The following is a 19086-nucleotide window of genomic DNA, read 5'->3' as shown; positions in this document are numbered from 1 at the left end:
CCATGAGAGCCGAGGTCCGCGCCTTCGTCGTCGAGCAGCTCGCCGACATGAACTACGACGTCGAGGGGCTCGACGACGACACCACGCTCGGCCCGTCCGGCGTCGACCTGGAGTCACTCGCCCTGGCCGATCTGTCCGTCCGGGTCGAGGACCGGTACGGCCTGACGTTCGCCGACGACGAGTCGGAGCAGCTGGCCCTGATGACTGTCGGCGAGTTCACCACAATGGTCGCCAATCGCGTCACCGAGGCGACGAGCGACAACGCCTGATGAGCGGTCAGCCCGATCTGGGGCGAGCTGACCTGATGACCATGCTCGCCGAACTCACCGCGAAACCGGCTGCCGAGGTGTCCGACCGGATCGGCTCGATGGAGCTTGCCTGGCTGGTGCACCTCGTCGAGCAGCGCTACGAGTGCCGGCTCGACCTCACCGACGACGAACTGGCCGGCATCCGCACCGTCGACGACGCCCTGGTGGTGTTCCGGGCGTCGCTGACCGCCTCCGCAGATGGTTGAGGCGCGCGTCGCCCAGCTCACCGGTGTGCACGCGGTCAGCGCCCTGGGGCGGGGCGCCGACGCGCAGCTCGACGGTGTGCTGGCCGGGGTGCCGGCGTTCGCAGCGGTGAGCCGATTCGACACCGCCGCCCGCCGGGTCACAGTGGCGGCCACACTGCCCGAGGTCGCCACCCTCCCCGACGAGTTGGCCGCCGCTATCGACGCGGCCTGCCGGGCGGCCGGCCTGGACCGCGCGCAGCGCACCGGGTGCGCCCTGCTGCTCGCCGTGCACGGCGGCCCGGCCCCGGGCCCGGCGCCGGCCGTGCTCGCCGGACAGCTCGCCGCCCGATGTGGACTCTCGGGTCACACCCGGGTCTACACCAGCGCCTGCGTGTCGGCGAGCACGGCGGTGGCCGATGCCGCCGCCCGGATCACCCGTGGTGACGTCGAGCGGGTGGTGGTCGCTGCCGGCTACCTGGTGGAGTCGGACCAGTTCGCGCTCTTCGACGCCGGTCGCGCCCTCGCTGTCGACGGGGCGGTCCGCCCGTTCAGCGCCGGCCGCCGGGGGTTGCTGCTGGGTGACGGCGTGGCCGCGGTGGTGCTGGAGTCGAGCACCGGCCGACGACGCGGTGTCGATCCGGTGGCCACAGTTGTCGGTTGGGGGCGGGCCGGCGACGCGTTCCATCCCTGCCAGCCGGAGCCCGGTGGCAGCGGACTGGCCCGCGCTGTCGGCGGCGCGCTGCACCGGGCCGGGCTGGCACCGCAGTCCGTCGGCTACGTCAACGCCAACGCCACCGGAACCGCGCAGAGCGACGCCGCCGAGGCGGCCGCCCTGCGTCGGGCCCTCGGTGGGCATGCCGACCGGGTCCCGGTCAGCTCCACGAAGTCGGTGCACGGGCACGCGCTGGAGGCGTCCGGGTTACTCGAACTGGTGGTCACCGCGCTCGCGCTGCGCCACGGTGAACTGCCTGTCAACGCCGGCTGGCTCGCCCCCGACGAGTCCTGCCCCGTGAACGTGGTCAAGGACCGTCCCCACAAGACGGAAGCCACCCACGCCCTGACCCTCAACGCCGCCTTTGGCGGCGCCAACACCGCTCTCCTGGTCGGCCGCGAATGACCGCCCCCGAGTCCCCGCGATCTTGCACTTTCTGCCCCGACGATTCCGACCAAGCACCCGAAACGACGACCGAAACTGCAAGATCGACGGGGGTCACGGCGGGGGTCGGGGCGGGGGTCAGGGCTCGGGCTTGCTGGCCTGAGGGTGGGGACGTCGCGGGCGCGGCGGCGGGGGTGCCGGGGTTCGTGCACTCGGACTTCGCACCGGTGCTGGTGGCCGTCGCCGAGCGGTGTCTGCGGCGGGGGTACGGGTCGGCGGGAGTACCGGCCGGGGTGCGGACGGGGATCGTGCTGGTCAGCGCCAGCGGTGATCTCGCCAGCGCCCAGCACGTACGGGCCACCGTCGAGGCCGGCGGGCGGGTCGGCCCGCTGTTCTTCTTCCAGTCCGTGCCCAACAGCGTCGCCGGGCACCTCGCGGCCCGCTGGGACCTGCACGGCCCGGTGGTCTGCCTCAGCCCGACCGGCGACCCGTACACCGACGGTGTCGCCGAGGCCGACCTGCTGTGCGACGACGGCGACGCCGACGAGGTGTTGCTGATCCTGATCGAACAGGCACCCGACGGGCCGACCGAGGCGGTCGCGGTGCTGCTGGGGGGAGGAGCAGGACAATGAGGAAACGGGGACTGCGCGGCGCACTGGCCGCCGACACCGAGCTGGGTGCGGGCAACGTCCTGGCCCGGGTCCTGGCGCACGGCGCCGACCCGGACGGGCCCGGACTGACCTTCGACACCGCCGTCGACGGGCACCCCGCCGAGACGCCGCTGACGCTGGGGCGGCTCGACGAGCGGGTCGCCGCCCGCGCCGCCTGGCTGCACGAACAGGGGGTACGCCCCCGCGATCCGGTCGCCGTCTGGGCCTCCGCCGCCGCCGACATGGTGCTCAGCTTCCTGGCGCTGGCTCGGCTCGGCGCGATCCCGGCGCTGATGAACGGCAAACTCCGCCCGGAGATCGCCGCCGAGTACATCCGACGCCTGCGCGGCGTCGCTGTGCTGGCCGACGACGAGCACACCGCGCTGCTGGCCGGGCACGACCTGGGCGTACCGCTGCTCGGCACTCCCGCGCAGGCCGGCGCGGGTGACCCGGCCACGGCCCCGGCGCACTACCGGCACCACCCGGACGACCCGATCGTGATCACCCACACCTCCGGGACGACCGGGGTGCCCAAGGCGGTGCTGCACTCGCACGCCAGCCTCTTCGCGGCCACCCGACACCTGCTCACCATGCCGCAGGCGCAGGGCACCACCCGGATCCTCAACGCGCTACCCGCACCGCACACCGCCACTGTGCTGATGGTCAACCAGGCGCTGGGCAACCGCGCGCAGATGTTCCTGCTCTCCGAGCAGGGCGGCGAGCAGGTGCTGGACGCCATCCAACGCTGGCGCCCCGACGGGGTGTTCGGTTTCTCGGTCACCTGGGCGGAGCTTGCCCGCTTCGACCTGTCCGGGTACGACCTGGACTCGGTGCGGCTGTGGTTCAACACCGGCGACGCCTCGCACGAGCCGCACATCCGCCGCCTGGTCGCTGTCGGTTGGCGCGACACCATCACCCGCGACGGGGTGGCGAAGGTGCCCGGCTCGGTCTTCATCGACGGGCTGGGCTCCAGCGAGATGGGGCACTCGATGTTCCACATCACCCACCGCGCCGACACCGACCGGTACGGCCGCTGCATCGGCCGCCCGTACCGGTTCGCCACCGTCGCGGTGCTCGACGCCGACGGGGAGCCGGTGCCGGTAGGCGAGGTGGGTTTCCTGGGCATCGACTCGCCGTCGCTGTTCCGGGGCTACTGGAACGACTCGGTCACCACCTACCGCTTCCGCCAGCGTGGCTGGTACCTCACCGGTGACCTGGTCCGCGCCGACGCCGAGGGCCGCTACTACCACCTGGACCGGGCGGTGGACTCGGTCGACGCCGGCGACGGGCGGCGCTTCTACACGGCGTTGTCCGAGGAGCGCATCCTCGCCGCCTGTCCGGACGTCACCGACTGCACTGTGGTGATCGTCGCCGAGGCCGGCGCGGTCGTCACCGACGTGCTGCTGGAGTTGGCCGCCGGCGCCGACGCGGCCGAGGACCGCACCGAGCGGGTCCGGGCCGCCCTCGGCCCGGACGTCGGCGCCACGCTGCGCCGGGTCGTGCCGGTGCGCTCCGCCGACATCCCGGTCACCGTGACCGGAAAGGTCCGCAAGGTGGTCCTACGCGAGCGCTACCTCACCGAGGCCAGCTCGTGACCGCGTTGATCACGGGGATGGGTCTGTTCACACCGGTCGGGCGGGGCGTCGAGGAAACCTTCGACGCGCTGACCACCGGCCGGTCCGGGCTGACCCGCCCGCCCGAGGGGCACCCGGCGAGCACGTCGCTGGACGTCGCCGGCCTGCTGCCCGACATCGACCCACGCACCGTCGCGTCCGGGCCGGAGACCCGGGTGCTGGACCGGATCGTCGTCCTCGCCCTGCTCGCCGCCGCCGACGCTCTCACCGACGCCGGCATCGAGGTGGGCCGCGACGTCGACCCCGACCGGATCGGTGTGATCGTCGGTGGGGTCGGCGGAATGGCCACCCTGGAGTCGCAGGTGCTGGCCCGGGCGGCCCGGGGTCGGGCGGCGGTCAGCCCGTACCTGCTCACCGGGATCCTGCCGAACATGCCGGCGGCGCGGATCGCCATCGCGCACGGCATCCGGGGCTACAGCTCGTCGGTCGGCACCGCCTGCGCCTCCGGCGCCCAGGCAGTCGCCGACGGGGTGCGGCTCATCGCCACCGGCGAGGTCGACGTGGTGCTCTGCGGGGCCAGCGAGGCGCCGCTCTTCCCGACCTTCGCCGACACCTTCGGCAACGCGCGGGCGTTGGCGCGCGCCGGCACCGACCCGGGCCGGGCGAGTCGGCCGTTCGACACCTCCCGCAGCGGCTTCGTCCTGTCCGAGGGTGCCGCCCTGCTGGTGCTGGAGCGCGCCGAGCACGCCGCGGCGCGCGGCGTCGCCGGGTACGCCGAGGTGGCCGGCCACGGCGCGACGACTGACGCGTACCACCCGACCGCCCCCCGCCCGGACGGCGCCGGCGCTGCGGCGTGCATCCGCCGGGCGCTGCGCAGCGCCGGTGTGCCGGCGGCGGCGGTCGGTTACGTCAACGCACACGGCACCGGCACGAAGCTGGGTGACATCGCGGAGACCACCGCCCTGGCCGACGTCTTCGGCGTCGGCGGTGTGCCGGTCAGCTCCACCAAGGCGCTCACCGGTCACCTGCTCGGCGCGTCCGGGGTGCTGGAGGCGGCGGCCACCGCGTTGGCGCTCGGTCGAGGGCTGCTGCCGCCGACGTACCACCTCGACGATCCGGATCCGGCCTGCCCGGCGGACCACATTCGTGGCACGCCCCGCACCGCCGACCTGGAGTACGCGGTGACCAACTCGTTCGGGTTCGGCGGCCAGAACGTGAGCCTGCTGCTGGCGCGCGTCGCCGAGCCGAGGGGGTGATCGAGGCGGCATCCCGGGCGGGGTGTGCCCGGACGGCAACAGGGGGAATCGGGTGGGAAGGGTTTCAGGGGACATGGACATCCGTGGTATCGACCACATCGAACTCTACGTGGGGGACGCCCGACAGGCGGCCTTCTACTTCAGCACCGCCGTCGGCTTCGAGATCTGCGGCCAGGGTGGTCCGGAGACCGGGCTGGAAGGGCAGCGCTCGCTGCTGCTCTGCCACGGCGACATCCGGTTGCTGCTCACCTCCGGGCTGAGCGCCGAGCATCCGGCGGCGCGGTACGTGCAACGTCACGGTGACGGCATCGCTGTCGTCGCTGTCGAGGTCGACGACGTGTCGGCCGCGTACGCCGAGCTGGTGGGTCGGGGCGCGACAGGTGTGACGCCGCCGACCACCCGCACCGGCGCGGACGCCGAGGTGGTGATCGCCGAGGTGGACGGCTTCGCCGACGTGCGGCACCGGCTGGTGCAGCGCCGGGGCGAGGGGGGCGAGTTCCTGCCCGGCGCCATCACCGCGACGGCGTCCACGATGGACGGCCACCCGCCGGTGCTCGCCGAGATCGACCACCTGGCGGTCTGCGTGCCGCCCGGCCAGCTCGACGAGACGGTCCGGCACTTCGAGGCGCTGTTCGACTTCGCGCAGATCTTCGAGGAGCACATCGAGGTCGACGGGCAGGCGATGAACTCCAAGGTGGTGCAGAGCTCGTCCGGGCTGGTCACAGTGGTGCTGCTCGAACCGGATCGCACCCGGCGGCCCGGGCAGATCGACGCGTTCCTCGACCAGCACGCCGGTGGGGGAGTGCAGCACCTGGGGCTGCGCACCGACGACATCGTCGGCGCGGTCGAGGCGCTGGGCCGGCGCGGGGTGCGCTTCGCCGGCACCCCGGCCAGCTACTACGACGCCCTGGAGGCGCGGGTCGGTCGGATCGACGCCCCGCTGCACCGGCTGCGCGAGCTGGGTGTGCTCGTCGACTCCGACCATGACGGCCAGCTGTTGCAGATCTTCGCCGAGTCGATGCACGTGCGTCGCACGCTCTTTCTGGAGCTGATCGAGCGTCGCGGCGCGCGGGGCTTCGGCAGCGGCAACATCAAGGCGCTCTACGAGGCCAAGGAGCGGGAACTGGCCGCCGTGGCGGCCACACCACAGGGGGTGGGGGCGTGAGCGTGAGGAGTGAGCCGGTTTTGCGAGCCCCGCAGTCGCGAACAGAGGAGGCACAGTGACCGCGACGGAGTACGAGCCGACGTTGACCGCCGAGGAGCGGGCGCTGCTGCCGTCCGACGACGACGTGCGGCACTACGCCGAGCATGGCTGGTACCTGTCGGGAAAGGTGTTCACCGACGACGAGGTGGACGCCCTCGCCGCTGCCGCGCAGCGCTACTACGACGGGGAGCGGGACCGCAGGCTGCCGGCACGCCCACCGAAGCTGGCCTACTGGGAGCCGTCCTTGGGGCCGGTGCAGCGGCACAACGACTACGTCCACCACGAGCACGACGGGCTCGGCGCGATCCTGCGCAAGCCGCTGCTCGGCGCGGTCGCCGCCCGGCTCGCACAGGCCGACGAGATCCGGGTCTTCCAGTCCACGCTCATCTACAAGCCGCCGATCTCCGGCGAGCCGAGCAACATCGTTCCCTGGCACTTCGACAAGCACTACTGGGCGTCCTCGTCGTCGGAGAAGATGCTCACCGCGTTCATCCCCTTCCACGACTGCGGGGAGGAGATGGGCACCATCACGATGGTCGACGGTTCGCACCGGTGGAAGGAGATCGGCGCCGACGACACAGTGGTGCGGCACTTCGCCGACCGGGACCGCAGCCAGCTGGAGGAGATGCTGGCCGAGAACGCCGCGTACAACGGCGCGGAGATCCGCAGGATCCCGATGGTGATCCCCAAGGGACACGTGAGCTTCCACCACTGCCGCACCTACCACGGCAGTGGCCCCAACGTCAGCGGTCGCCCCCGACAGGCGATCTCGCTGCACCTGCAGGACGGCGACAACGCCTGGCGGGAGTATTCGCTCTCCGACGGCACGCTCGCCGCGTACAACCACGACGTGCTGGTCCGCCGCACCCACGACGGGCGGCCGGACTACGCGGACCCCGACTACTGCCCGGTCATCTGGCGCCACCGCGCCCAGCAGGGAGGCTGACATGTCACGGTACGACTGGGGTAAGACGCACCCGGGCATCGAACGGTTGGAGCGGGCGGTGACCGAGCGGCGCGACGCCGTTGTCAAGCACCCGCTCTACGCCAACCTCGACACCCACGAGGCGCTTGTCACCTTCATGGAGCACCACGTCTTCGCGGTCTGGGACTTCATGTCGCTGCTGAAGTCGCTGCAACGGCAACTGACCTGCGTCACCGTGCCGTGGATCCCGACCGGCCCGACCGGCAGCCGTCGCCTCATCAACGACATCGTGATGGTCGAGGAGAGTGACGAGCTGGGCGGCGGTTACATCAGCCACTTCGAGCTGTACGTGCAGGGCATGGTTGAGGCCGGCGCGGACACCACAGCGGTGAACGCCCTCGTCGACCTGCTGCGCACCGGCCGGCCGGTGACCGAGGCGCTCGCCGAGGCGGGGGTGCCGGCCGCGTCGGCGAGGTTCGCCGCGACCACCTGGCAGATCATCGAGTCCACCCCGGTGCACTGTCAGGCGGCGGCCTTCGCGTTCGGCCGGGAGGACCTCATCCCGGACATGTTCACCCAGGTCGTCTCCGTCAACGAGGTCAGCAACCGGCTGAACACCTTCGTCGACTACCTGCAACGGCACATCGAGGTCGACGGCGAACAGCACACCCCGATGGCCATGCAGATGCTCGCCGACCTGTGCGGCGACGACGACACCAGGTGGCAGGAGTGCGCCGACACCGTCAACACCGCCCTCACTGCCAGGGCGCGGCTCTGGGACGACATCCTCGCTGCCATCAAGAGTCCGGCGTGACCGACGCCGACCCGGTCCGGCTCTACCGCACGGTCCGGCTGATCCGCCGGTTCGAGGAACGGGCGGTGGAGCTGGTCCACGGCGGGCAGATCGTCGGCGGCGTCCACCCGTACCTCGGTCAGGAGGGGATCGCCGCCGGCGTCTGCGCCGCGCTGGACGCCGACGACGTGCTGGCCGGCACCCACCGCGGGCACGGCCACGTCCTGGCCCGCGGGGCCGATCCGGCCCGGATGCTCGCCGAGCTGTGCGGCCGGGTCACCGGCCTCAACGCCGGTCGGGGCGGTTCCATGCACGCCGCCGACCTGAGCATCGGCGTGCTCGGCGCCAACGCGATCGTCGGCGCATCCGGGGCGATCATCACGGGCGCGGTCTGGGCCTACCGTCGCCAGGGCCGCGACACCGTCGGGGTGAGTTTCTTCGGCGACGGCGCGGTCAACGAGGGGATGCTGCTGGAGGCGTTCAACCTGGCCGCGCTCTGGCGGGTGCCGGTGCTGTTCGTCTGCGAGAACAACGGCTACGCCACCACCATGCCGGTCGCCGGTGCGGTGGCCGGCAGCATCGCCGGCCGGGCCGCCGCGTTCGACATCCCGGCCGTCCAGGTCGACGGTCAGGACCCCGAGACGGTACGCGTCGCCGCGGCCGCCGCCGTCGACCGGATGCGCGCCGGCGGCGGCCCCGAGCTGATCGAGGCCCGGACCTACCGCTTCGACGTCCACCACACCTTCGAACACGCGGTACGCCTCGACTACCGGCCACCCGACGAGGTGACCCGGGGTCGGGCCCGGGACCCGGTGCGCATCCAGGGTGAACGCCTCACCGACACCGACCGCGCCGCAGTGGACGCCGAGGTCGAGGCGACCCTCGACGCGGCGGTGCGGTTCGCGGTGAGCAGCCCGGAACCCGACCCGGCCGACGCGTTGACCTATCTGTACGCCAGCGGCCTGACCGCCCGCGCCGGAGGTGGTTGAGGTGCCGCGACTGTCGTACCGTCGGGCGCTCACCCGGGCCCTCGGCGACGAGTTGGCCCGCGACGAGGCGGTGTTCCTGCTCGGCGAGGACGTTCAGGTCGGGGCGTCGCTGGTGACCACCGGGCTGGCCAAGCGGTTCGGCACCGAACGGGTCCGCGACACCCCCCTGTCCGAGCAGGCGTTCACCAGCTTCGCCACCGGGGCGGCGCTGGCCGGGCTGCGGCCGGTGATCGAGTTCCAGATCCCGTCGCTGCTGTTCCTGGTCTTCGAGCAGATCGTCAACCACGCGCACAAGTTCCCGTTGATGACCGGCGGGCAGTGCAGCGTCCCCGTCACCTACCTGGTGCCCGGCTCCGGCTCGCGTACCGGGTGGGCCGGGCAGCACTCCGACCACCCGTACAGCCTCTTCGCCCACGTCGGCGTGGTCACCGTCGTGCCGGCCACCCCCGCCGACGCGTACGGGCTGCTGGTCACCGCGATCCGCCACGACGACCCGGTGGTGGTGTTCGCGCCTGCCGGAGCGATGGACGTGCGTGCCGACGTCGACGACCTGACGCCGGTGCCGCTGGGCAGAGGCCGGATCCACCGCTTCGGCGACGACGTGACTGTTGTTGCGATCGGGCACCTGGTGCACGACGCGCTCGCCGTCGCCGAGGAGGTGGCCGACCAGGTCTCGGTGGAGGTCTTCGACCCGCGGACCCTGTACCCGTTCGACATCGACGGTCTCGCCGAGTCGGTGGCCCGCACCGGACGCCTCGTGGTGCTCGACGACGGCAACCGTTCCTGCGGGATGGCCGCCGAGATCATCGCGAGCGTGGTGGAGCGGGTCCGGCTGCTCGCCCCGCCGCGCCGGGTCACCCGCCCGGACGGGGCGGTGCTGCCGTTCGCCCCGGCACTGGACCGGGCCGTCCAGCCCGGCCGGGCCCAGCTCGCCACCGCTATCCACCTGACCATGAAGGACTCCTCATGATCGACCCGAACTATCAGTGGCCGGCGGCTGACCGGGCCTGGACCGACCTGCCGGAGCAGGCCCGCCGGGCCATGGTGGCCAGTGGGGCGGCGGCCTGGGAGCAGGTCTTCCACGGCCGGGCCACCTACAACAAGCAGTGGCGGTTGGCCCGACCCCCGGTGCTCACGGCCGACGCCTGGCGGCAGCTCAACGACGTCTGCGACCGGCTCGCCCAGCTCATCCTCGACGCCTGCCGTCGGCGGGCCGGCACCGCGGGTGAGCTGCGCCGGCTGCTCGGCGTACCGGTGGGGGAGACCCGGCTGCTGGACGAGGCCGAGCCGCTGACCGAGGCGCTGCTGGCCGCGTACCGCCCGGACGTGATCTTCTCCGCCGGGGTGCCGAAGTTCGTCGAGTACAACATCGACAGCAGCCTCGGCGGCGGGTTCGACGCCGACACCGTCATCCAGCGGTACGAGGGCCTCTACCGGGAGCACGGCATCCTCGACGATCTGCCGGCGCGGGCCGCGCCCTCACTGCTGGACCAGCGATTCGTGGCGATCCGCGAGGAGCTGCGGCTGCCCGAGGGCGCCCGGGTGGCGCTGCTGATGGACTTCGACGGCGACTACCCGGGCCTCGACGACCCGCAGACGTTCATCCGGATCCTCGACCCGCTCGCCGTACGGGCCCGCGACTTCGGTATCGACCTGGTCATCGCCCCGGTCGCCACCGCCACTGTGGACGCCGACAACCGCCTGGTCGTCGACGGCGCACCTGTCGACGCGCTGTTCCGGCTGTTCGTGCCCAACCGGGTCACCCCGACCGCTGGCCTGGACGCGGTGGCAGTGGCCCTCGCCGCCGGCACCCTACCGATGTTCGTGTCGGCGGCGGCCTGGCTGCTCGGCAACAAGACCACGTTCGCCTGGCTGTGGGAGGACGTGGACGGGCTACCCGTCGACGACCAGGCACTGATCCGCCGGCACGTGCCGTACACGGTGCCGTTGACCGGCGCGGTGCTCGACCGGGCCATCGCCGAGCAGGCGAGGCTGGTGGTCAAACCGGCCGACGGCTCAGCCGGGATCGGTGTGCTGCTCGGCCCCGAGCTGAGCCCGACGGACTGGGCCGACGGCGTACGGGCCGCCGCCGGGCAGGGTGGCGCGATCCTTCAGGAGTACCTGTCGACCGACCGGGTGCCGATGGACTTCGTCCAGATCGAGACCGGTGAGACGGTCACCGCCGACGTCCCGTACTCCCTGGCCCCGTACCTGTTCGGCCGGCAGGCGTCCGGCGGCCTGGCGCGGGTCGGCTACCCCGGCTGCGACGGAGTCCTCAACCTGGCCCACGGCGTCCTCCTAACCGGAGTCCTCCTAACCGGCTGACCCCCACCCCCACCCCCACCTCAGCCCCGGTGATCATGAAGTTATTGCCCTCCCCGCCGGCGTGTCGTGGCAATAACTTCATGATCAACGCGGTGGGGGTTTGGGGAGGCGGTGAGGGGACAGGGTGCGGAGGGTTTGGGCTGTCGCTATGGCGTCGCTGCGGGCGCTGCCGTGGCGGCCGTCGGTGCTGTAGAGGGTGGGGTCGGCCGTCAACGGGTGGTCGCTGAGGTGCACGTGGACGGTGTCCAGGTGCTCGGCCAGGCTTGCGGTGTGTGCCGACAGGCGGCGCATTCGCTCGCCCAGGCCGGGCCGGACGTGCTCGGGCACCGCCGGGCTGTGCGAGACGTCGAACATGCCCACTGTGATCACGGCGGCGCCCACCTCGCGCAGCGCGATGATCATCGTGGTCAGCTCGGCGTCCACCGCCTCCGCGTCGTACGCCGGGTGGAAGGCGTCGTTGCCGCCGCAGACGACCAGCGCCAGGTCCGGTGCGAAGGCCAGTGCCGGGGCGAGCTGGGTGGCCCGCACCTGGTGCGCGCGCAGCCCGCGTCGACCCAGATTCCGGTACGCCAGCTCGGGGCGCACGGCGGTCAGCTCGGCGGCGACCCGGTCGACCCACTGCACGTCCGGGTAACCAGGTGTCGGCTCACACATGCCCTCCACGACGCTGTCGCCGAGCGCCACGAACCGCCGCCACGGGTGCCCGCTCAGCAGGTCGGTGGCCTCCCCGGGGCGCAGACAGTACGGGTCCGTCGATTCGGTGAGCGTCGATGGCATGCCGGCACGCTAGCCGACCGTCGGGCTGCCGGGCCAGGCTCAGCCGGTCAGGCTGACCTCGGCCAGGTAGACACAGGTCCGCCCCTCGTGCGACGAGTAGTAGCTCACCCACAGCAGGTCGTCGTGCCAGACCAGTCCGGGGTAGCTGGTGTCGCCGCCGGACGGCAGCGCGACCAGCTCGGTCAGCTCGCCCCGGTCCGGGTCGACGACGCAGATCGAGGTGCGGACCTCGCCGTCGTGCAGCCGCACCCCGGCCAGCAGCAGCCCGTCGGGCAGGCGGAGCAGCGTCGGCCCGCCCACCTGGACACCCAGATCCGTCCAGGTCCAGTCCCGGTACGGCGGCACGGCCCGGCCGAGCTGCGCGCTCGCGGTGCCCGCGTCCCGCCGCAGCAGGCAGAGGGCGGTGCCGTCCGGGGCGAAGACCAGACCGGACTCGTTGGGGTACCCGTCCTCGAACAGCGCCGGCGCCCAGGGCCGCAGGTCCACCCCGTCCGTGCTGCGGTAGAGCCGGGCGAACCTCGGCTCCCGGGTGGCGTAGCCGACGCCGTACATCGCGTCGTCATGCCAGGCCGCCCGCCACACCCAGACGTCCGGTTCACCCACCGGGGTCGGATCGCCAAAGGCATGCCCGTCGGTGGAGAGCCAGGTCACCGTCTGGAACGTCTTGGTGACCGCGCCGGTGGCGGCTGCAGCCAGCAGTTGCAGCCGCCCGTCGGGTCGCGTCACGAAGCGGGGGTCGCGCAGGTCGGCGTCGGCCTGCCGGATGACCGTCGCGGAGGTCCAGGACCGGCCGTCGGTCGACGTCAGCACCCGGATCACGCCGTCGTCGCTCAGGTGGGTGCTTGCCTCCCGGAAGGCGCAGAACCAGCTCCCGGCGTACCGGATCAGGTCGGTGAACGCGTTGTGCGGCGCACCGTCGCCGATCCGGCGCACGGCGGTGACCTCGGCGGTGCGACGGCGGGTGGGTGACGACGTCATACGCGGCAGCCTCCAGGTGCGGTGACGACGGTCGACGCTAGCCGTCCCCGGCCGACGCCCGCGCGGCCAGCAGCCGAACGTCCGACGAACAACGCGCGGACGCTGTCGGATTGGCGTCGTGGACGACGCCGCGTCGGCGCGCCGGGGTGGGCTGGTGGCACCCAACGCCCACCATGGGCGGTGGGCTGACCGCAGAATCCATCGGCGAGGGAGGTGGCCGCATGCTCGGTTCGTTCCTTCAGGCCCTCGCCACGAAACTGGTCGAGGAGATCCTCAAGCTCCTGGTTCAGTGGCTGGCGCCGAAGGCGCTGCGGTCGGTGCCGCACCGCGCCTCGCCGAACTGCCCGCGCTGCGGCGGGTACGGGGTCCGCCGGTGGGCACCCGGTGGCATGTGGATGTTCCTGCCGTCGATGCTGGCCTTCGCCTGGGGTTTCGGGTTCACAGTGCTCGGTGTGCCGGTGGTTGTGCTCACCGTGGTCGCCGTCCTGGTGTCCGACGGCGTCGGCGGAGTGCCGACCGCGCTGCTCGCGCCGCTCGGCCTGCTGGTCCCTGCCGCGCTGATGGTCGCGGGCGCGTTCGGCCTGGCCCACTACCACAGCTACCCACCACAGTGGTGCGCCCGCTGCCACTGTCAGTGGCCACGCCGGGAGCGGGACGAATACCTACGCGCGTCGGCCCCGGTGATGACCTGCGGTTGCGGTCAGCGGCTCCGGGTGCCCCGGACGACAGCCGGGACGCGACTGCGCTGCCCACGCTGCCGTACCGAACACGCCAGCCCGGCCGCAGCCGGGCGCTGACGGGCCCCAGTTTTTCAGCGGGCCACGCTGTGCTCGGCGAGGAGTTCGCCGAGCACCCGCCCGGCCCACTCGGCCTTGGCCGGGTCCCCACTGTCCAGGGTGATCAGCGCCTTCCACAGCGCCCAGCCTCGTCCGCGGGCCCAGGTGGCGTCGTCGAGGCCGAGCGCGGCGCGGAAGGTGGCCCGGCTGGGGCTGTGCAGCAGGGTCCAGGCGATCACTGTGTCGCAGGCGGGGTCGCCCACTCCGGAGCAGCCGAAGTCGATGACGGCGGCGAGCCGGCCGTCGCGGACCAGCAGGTTGCCGTCCGCGACGTCGCCGTGGAACCAGACCGCCGGCCCGGTCCAGGTGGCGTCGAGTGCGGCCTGCCAGATGCCGGTGACGACGTCGACCGGCACCCGGTCGCGATGCGTCTCGATCGCCGCCCGGGTCTCGGCGTCGTAGGTGGACAGCGGGCCACCCCGCCAGGCGCTGTGCGGGCCGGCCGCCGGACCGTCGGTGGCGTCCACGCCGCGCAGGGCGCGCAGGAAGGCAGCAAGGTCGGTGGCGAACCGGGTCAGGTCGTCGATCCGCTCGGCGTGGGCGGTCCGCCCGTCGATCCACCGGTAGACCGACCACGGGTACGGGTATTCCGCCCCGGGCCGGCCGTGACCGAGCGGGGTCGGCACCTGCACCGGCAACTGTGGCCCGAGCACCGGCAGCCAACGCTGCTCCTTGGCGACCTGGAGGGCGTACCCGGCACCGCTGGGCAGCCGCACGCTCATCTCCTCGCCCAGGTGGAACGTGCGGTTGTCCCAGCCGTCGACAGCGACGGGGCGGATCGGTAGATCCGCCCACCGGGGGAACTGCTCGGCCACCAGCCGGCGGACCAGTGCCACGTCGATCCGGTCGGCCACGGCGTCGTCGGTCACGGGGACACCCCGCGGCGGTTGCGCGCTCATCGGTCCGAGCCTGCGGCAGCCGGGCTTGCCCCGCAATCGGTTTGCCGGGCGTCCGGGTGGTGACGGCAGGGGTAGCGCACGTCGGGTCAAATAGAGGTCGTGGCGACCATCCGCGCTCGACTAGCCGCCGTCCGCGCCGCCTGGCGTGCCGGTGCCCCCACCCCGGCCCCCGTCCGCCCGACCCGCGGTGGACGGCCTCGGCCGGCTACCGTCGCTTCGCGCGTCCTGCACCCCCGCCGACCGTCGGCAACCCGGCTGGAGTTGGCCCCGAGCGCCTCCCTGGAGCTCAGACCGGACCCGTGGCAACGGTTGCTCGGCCTGGGGAGCATCCTGTCGGTTATCGTCCTCGCGGTTGGGCTGTTCATCACCAACGCGGCCAACCGTGCGCAACAGGAGGCCAACCGCGAGCAGCAACGCCTCACCGCGCAGGGGCAGATCACCGACCGCTTCACCGCGTCGATCGAACAGTTGGGGCAGCCCGGCGCCGAGAAGGTGGACGTGCGCCTGGGTGCCATCCACGCCCTGCGACGGATCATGCGCGATTCCGCGGCCGATCGGTCTGCCGTGGTGGAGATCCTGTCGGCGTTCGTCCGCGTCCACTCCGTCGGCGGGGCGGCTCGCATCCCGGCCCGCAGCGACAAGGCCGCGGGGGCGACCTCCGTCGAGGGCACCTTGGCACTGCCCCCGGTGGACATCCAGGCCGCTCTGGCCGCGCTGGGCGACAGTGACTCGATCGGCGGGCGGCCGGATCTGACCCGCGTCGACCTGTCCCGCACCGACCTGCGCGGGATGGACCTGGCCGGAATGGACCTGAGCCTGGCGAATTTGGAAGGGACGAACCTCTCCGACGCCGATCTGACCGACGCGGACCTGACCGGCGCCAACCTGACCAACGTCGAACTGATCGGCACGGAGCTGCGCGGCGCCAACCTCAGCGGGGCGGACCTGCAGCACGCGCAAGTGGACCGGGTGGAACTGGACCACGCCACCCTCGTCGGCGCGAGCCTGGTCGACGCGAGCCTGCGTTTCGCCGTGCTGACCGACGTGGACCTGTCCAGCACGGATCTGACCGACGCCGACCTGGCGGGCGCGGACCTGACCAACGCAGATCTGTTCGGCGCCGAAATGCTCGGCGTCGACCTGAGCGGGGCGAACCTCGAAGGGGTCGCGAGTGAGGCCCTGCGCTGCGCGTTCGTGGACGCCCTGACGCAACTGCCGGCCGGCGTGATCCGGCCGGCAGCCGACGCCCACCGCAACGACCCTGAGTGTCGGGCCCGTCGGGCAGAGCGGGCAGTGGTGCGGTAGGACCACGCGAGGCAGGCTGGAACCCGTCAGGGTGTGGTGACGGGGGTGGGCCGCGCCGGTGTCTCCGGGCCGGAGGCCCTGCTCAGCAGCGGGTACGCGGTGACGACCAGACACGCCGCCGCCATTGTCAGCAGGGCCGGGGTGAATCCCAAGGCGTCCACCGACCAGCCGCCGAGCAGCGCGCCGACCGGCAACCCGACGAACGCCAACGAACCGGCGATGCCGATCACCCGGGTCTGCAACTCCGGTGGCACCCGCTCGTAGAGCGCCACCCCGAGCAGCGGGTTGACCGCCGCGATGCCGATTCCGGACAGGAACGTCACCACGAGCACCACCGGCAGTTCGTCGCTGATCGCCAGCGCCACCAGCCGGGGCGTGCCGGCGACCAGCGCGCCGACCAGGAACGTCAGCTGCCGGGGCAGCCGGGGGCCGAGCGCGGTGAACACCAGATTGCCCAGCAGCGCGCCCGCCGAGAACGCCGCCAGCACCAGGCCGAGACCGCTCGGGCCGGGCAGCTCCCGGGCGACCCAGACCGGGATGTAGACGGCCACGCTGGCGTTGGCCACCATGTTCAGCGCCGAGATGACGGCGAGCATGCCGAGCAGCGGCCGGTCCCGGCTTAGGTAACTGAAGCCACCCCGCAGGGCGCGCAGGTAACCTTCCGGCTGGGCGGGTTGCGTCGGGCCGGCCGGCGGGCGGACCAGGACGCCGATGAGCAGCGCGCAGACCCCGAAGCTGGCCGCGTCGATGAGGATCGCCTCGGTCACCCCGAAGACGGCGATCAGCAGGCCGCCCACTGCGGCGCCGAACAACGTCACCACCCTGCTGAGCCCGTCGTACGCGGAGGTCAGCCGGATCAGCGGCACTCCGGCGGCCTCCGCGACCGGGCGGAACATCACGTGCTTCACCCGGTCCCCGATGCCCCGCAGCGCGCCGGCCACCGCGACGAGCGCCACCAGCGGGACGAAGCCCAACCACGGGGTCAGCGCCACGACGACCATCACCACCGCGCTGCCCGCGTCGCAGAGGATCGAGGTACGGCGCAGGCCGATCCGGTCCGCCCAGGGCGTGCCCAACGCGCTGGACAGCAGGTACGGCAGGGTCTCGGCGAACGCGACCAGGCCCATCTTGGTGGGGCTGCCGGTGGTGACCAGCACCAGCCACGGGATGGTCACCACCGAGATGCGGGTGCCCAGGTTGGAGATCAGGTCCGCGCTGACCAGGACCACCAGTTGCCGGCGGGGGGTCACGCCCCGACCGCCGCCGCCCGGCGGGCCGCGTGCCGTGCGCGCAGCGCCCGCTTGTCAACCTTCATCGACCGGTTCACCGGCAGCCGGTCGAGGAACTCCACGGCGGCCGGCGCCCACATCTTGTTGAGCTCGGCGGTCACCAGCTCGATCAGCTCCGCCCCGGTGACCGTCGCGCCCGGCCCGAGCACTACGTACGCGTACGGCACCTCGCCGACCGTCTCGTCCGGCACGCCGATCACGGCGGCGGCCCGTACCTGGGGGTGCCCGACCAGCACGTCCTCGATGGGACGGCAGAAGATCGCCCAGTTCCGGCGATGCGTGACGATCATGTCGTGGGCCCGGTCGACGAGGTAGAGGTAGCCGTCGTCGTCGAGGTGGCCGATGTCGCGGGTCCGCACCCACCCGTCGACGAGCGTCTGCGCGGTCAGCTCGGGCTGACCGTGGTAGCCGGCGAAGCTCAGTCGGGTCCGCACCCACACCTCGCCGTCGCGGCCGGTCGGCAGCACCGCGCCGTCGTCGTCGCGGATCTCGATGCGGACGTCGCCGTAGGGCCGCCCGCAGGAGCGCAACCGCTCCGGGTGCTCCGGATCGTCGGTCAGCCCGGGCAGCGCGGTGATCACGACCGCCTCGCTGAGGCCGTACACGATGCGCAGCACCGGACCGAACCGCGCGATGGCCTGGCGCAGCCGGGCGGGCGCGGCGGGCCCGGCGCCCACGTTGAACATGAACATGGCGGAGAAGTCCGCGTCGACGAGCGCCGGGTGGTCCAACACCTCGTAGAGCATCGGCGGGGTGACGAAGGTCGAGTTGATCCGCTCCCGTTGCACGGTGTCCACGAAGGCCACCGGGTCCCACTCGTCGCGCAGGAACAGCACCCCACCGGTGAACAGGTTGAACAGTGTGGTGATCTGCCCACTGGCCAGCCACATCGGCGAGTGCGACAGGTGCCGCAGCAGCGGGAACCCGGCGGCGCGGAAGTCGGCGGCCAGGGCGAGGATCTGGGCGTAGAAGCTCTCCCGGTGGTGCACCAGCTTGGGGCTGCCGGTGGTGCCGCTGGTCTGCAGGAACGACTCGGGCGCCGGCACGGACGCCGGCAGCTGCGTCACGTCGGTGTCGGCGGTGAGGTCGGGGCCGGCGCCGCCCGCGCCCAGACAGCACACCGGTGTGCCGGGCAGCGCGGCGGCCAACTCCGGGCCCAGACCGGCCGGGTCCCGGGCGTCGTAGACCAGGGCGTCCGGGCGGGCCAACCGGATGAACTCGTCGACCTCCCGCCGCGCTGTCACCGGGGCGACCCACATCGTCCGGCAGCCGAGCAGGTGCAGGGCGAGTTGCAGCAGTGGACCCTCCACCGCGTTCGCGACGGTCACCAGCACCGCCGACCCGGGCCGTACGCCGTGCCGGGTCAACGTCGCGGCCATCGCCCGGACCCGCACGGCGGCCTCGGTGTAGGTGAGCCGCTGATCGGCGCCGACCAGTGCCTCCCGGTCGCCGAATTCGGCGAAGAGATCCAACACCCTGTGCACGTAGGTAGTGGTGTGCCCGGGTCCGTCAGTCATCCGGCAGCCCCCATCCGAGAAAGCGGCGGTCCCCGGGCAGCTCCCGGTGACGACGCGACGGTGGCGCGCTTGGGCGACCGCACCGCCGCCGCCTGGAAGCCTAGGCGGGAAACGGCTGGTCGGAACCGTGCCGACGGGCGGTCCGGGCAGCCCGCCGGACATTTGATGGCGTCGATCAGG

19 protein-coding genes are annotated in these 19086 nt (G+C 72.5%); 14 read left to right on the top strand and 5 right to left on the bottom strand.

The features are described 5' to 3' along the window. The first annotated feature begins 2 nt into the window (after positions 1-2). From MED01_RS32455 to MED01_RS32400, 12 genes are all read left to right on the top strand, one after another. The gene (locus MED01_RS32455) at positions 3-269 is read left to right on the top strand and encodes an acyl carrier protein (protein ID WP_238672266.1); all 267 of its coding nucleotides are present in this window, start codon (positions 3-5) and stop codon (positions 267-269) included. Beyond that, complete coding sequence (locus MED01_RS32450) at positions 269-514, top strand: acyl carrier protein (protein ID WP_210781760.1); 246 nt, start codon at positions 269-271, stop codon at positions 512-514. Before MED01_RS32455 ends, MED01_RS32450 begins: the two co-directional genes overlap by 1 nt. Beyond that, a complete protein-coding gene (locus tag MED01_RS32445) occupies positions 507-1610 on the top strand; it encodes a beta-ketoacyl synthase N-terminal-like domain-containing protein (RefSeq protein ID WP_238672265.1) in 1104 nt (367 codons plus the stop codon). Before MED01_RS32450 ends, MED01_RS32445 begins: the two co-directional genes overlap by 8 nt. Positions 1611-1783: 173 nt before the next feature. Then, positions 1784-2221 carry a beta-ketoacyl synthase chain length factor gene (locus MED01_RS32440; protein WP_238672264.1) on the top strand — a complete coding sequence of 146 codons (438 nt, stop codon included), beginning with the start codon at positions 1784-1786 and terminating at the stop codon, positions 2219-2221. After that, the gene (locus MED01_RS32435) at positions 2218-3834 is read left to right on the top strand and encodes a class I adenylate-forming enzyme family protein (protein WP_238672263.1); all 1617 of its coding nucleotides are present in this window, start codon (positions 2218-2220) and stop codon (positions 3832-3834) included. Before MED01_RS32440 ends, MED01_RS32435 begins: the two co-directional genes overlap by 4 nt. Beyond that, positions 3831-5069, top strand: coding sequence for a beta-ketoacyl-[acyl-carrier-protein] synthase family protein (locus tag MED01_RS32430; RefSeq protein WP_238672262.1), 1239 nt, complete (start codon positions 3831-3833; stop codon positions 5067-5069). The genes MED01_RS32435 and MED01_RS32430 overlap by 4 nt, the downstream gene beginning before the upstream one ends. A gap of 73 nt (positions 5070-5142) precedes the next feature. Next, positions 5143-6234, top strand: coding sequence for a 4-hydroxyphenylpyruvate dioxygenase (gene hppD, locus MED01_RS32425; protein WP_238672261.1), 1092 nt, complete (start codon positions 5143-5145; stop codon positions 6232-6234). Positions 6235-6289: 55 nt separating this feature from the next. Beyond that, positions 6290-7219, top strand: coding sequence for a phytanoyl-CoA dioxygenase family protein (locus MED01_RS32420; RefSeq protein WP_238672260.1), 930 nt, complete (start codon positions 6290-6292; stop codon positions 7217-7219). A 1-nt stretch (position 7220) separates the two neighbouring features. Continuing rightward, a complete protein-coding gene (locus MED01_RS32415) occupies positions 7221-8012 on the top strand; it encodes a DUF3050 domain-containing protein (RefSeq protein WP_238672259.1) in 792 nt (263 codons plus the stop codon). Next, positions 8009-8980 carry a thiamine pyrophosphate-dependent dehydrogenase E1 component subunit alpha gene (locus tag MED01_RS32410; protein WP_238672258.1) on the top strand — a complete coding sequence of 324 codons (972 nt, stop codon included), beginning with the start codon at positions 8009-8011 and terminating at the stop codon, positions 8978-8980. The genes MED01_RS32415 and MED01_RS32410 overlap by 4 nt, the downstream gene beginning before the upstream one ends. A gap of 1 nt (position 8981) precedes the next feature. Next, the gene (locus MED01_RS32405; protein ID WP_238672257.1) at positions 8982-9950 is read left to right on the top strand and encodes an alpha-ketoacid dehydrogenase subunit beta; all 969 of its coding nucleotides are present in this window, start codon (positions 8982-8984) and stop codon (positions 9948-9950) included. Then, complete coding sequence (locus MED01_RS32400) at positions 9947-11305, top strand: hypothetical protein (RefSeq protein ID WP_238672256.1); 1359 nt, start codon at positions 9947-9949, stop codon at positions 11303-11305. Before MED01_RS32405 ends, MED01_RS32400 begins: the two co-directional genes overlap by 4 nt. Before the next feature lie 84 nt (positions 11306-11389). On the opposite strand, the gene MED01_RS32395 is transcribed toward MED01_RS32400, so the two are convergent. Beyond that, positions 11390-12082 (bottom strand): SGNH/GDSL hydrolase family protein, encoded by a 693-nt coding sequence (locus MED01_RS32395; RefSeq protein WP_238672255.1) that lies wholly within the window; start codon positions 12080-12082, stop codon positions 11390-11392. A 39-nt stretch (positions 12083-12121) separates the two neighbouring features. Then, a complete protein-coding gene (locus MED01_RS32390; RefSeq protein WP_238672254.1) occupies positions 12122-13060 on the bottom strand; it encodes an exo-alpha-sialidase in 939 nt (312 codons plus the stop codon). A gap of 221 nt (positions 13061-13281) precedes the next feature. Between MED01_RS32390 and MED01_RS32385 the strand changes: the two genes are divergently transcribed. Continuing rightward, a complete protein-coding gene (locus tag MED01_RS32385) occupies positions 13282-13857 on the top strand; it encodes a hypothetical protein (RefSeq protein ID WP_238672253.1) in 576 nt (191 codons plus the stop codon). 14 nt (positions 13858-13871) lie between these two features. Here MED01_RS32385 and MED01_RS32380 read toward each other — a convergent pair whose 3' ends face one another. Then, the gene (locus tag MED01_RS32380) at positions 13872-14765 is read right to left on the bottom strand and encodes an aminoglycoside phosphotransferase family protein (protein WP_238672252.1); all 894 of its coding nucleotides are present in this window, start codon (positions 14763-14765) and stop codon (positions 13872-13874) included. A gap of 129 nt (positions 14766-14894) precedes the next feature. On the opposite strand from MED01_RS32380, the gene MED01_RS36240 reads away from it, so the two are divergent. After that, positions 14895-16100, top strand: coding sequence for a pentapeptide repeat-containing protein (locus tag MED01_RS36240; RefSeq protein WP_238672251.1), 1206 nt, complete (start codon positions 14895-14897; stop codon positions 16098-16100). A gap of 26 nt (positions 16101-16126) precedes the next feature. On the opposite strand, the gene MED01_RS32370 is transcribed toward MED01_RS36240, so the two are convergent. Together MED01_RS32370 and MED01_RS32365 are read right to left on the bottom strand one after the other, a co-directional pair. Next, positions 16127-17350: an MFS transporter gene (locus tag MED01_RS32370; RefSeq protein WP_238672250.1), complete on the bottom strand. Its 1224-nt coding sequence runs from the start codon at positions 17348-17350 to the stop codon at positions 16127-16129. Further along, positions 17347-18906 (bottom strand): AMP-binding protein, encoded by a 1560-nt coding sequence (locus tag MED01_RS32365; protein ID WP_238672249.1) that lies wholly within the window; start codon positions 18904-18906, stop codon positions 17347-17349. The genes MED01_RS32370 and MED01_RS32365 overlap by 4 nt, the downstream gene beginning before the upstream one ends. Positions 18907-19086 lie beyond the last annotated feature (180 nt).

This window comes from Micromonospora alfalfae (assembly GCF_022230925.1).
Taxonomy (GTDB): domain Bacteria; phylum Actinomycetota; class Actinomycetes; order Mycobacteriales; family Micromonosporaceae; genus Micromonospora; species Micromonospora alfalfae.
Note: the sequence above shows the minus strand (reverse complement) of the source record. Positions and strands in the feature narration are given on the sequence as shown.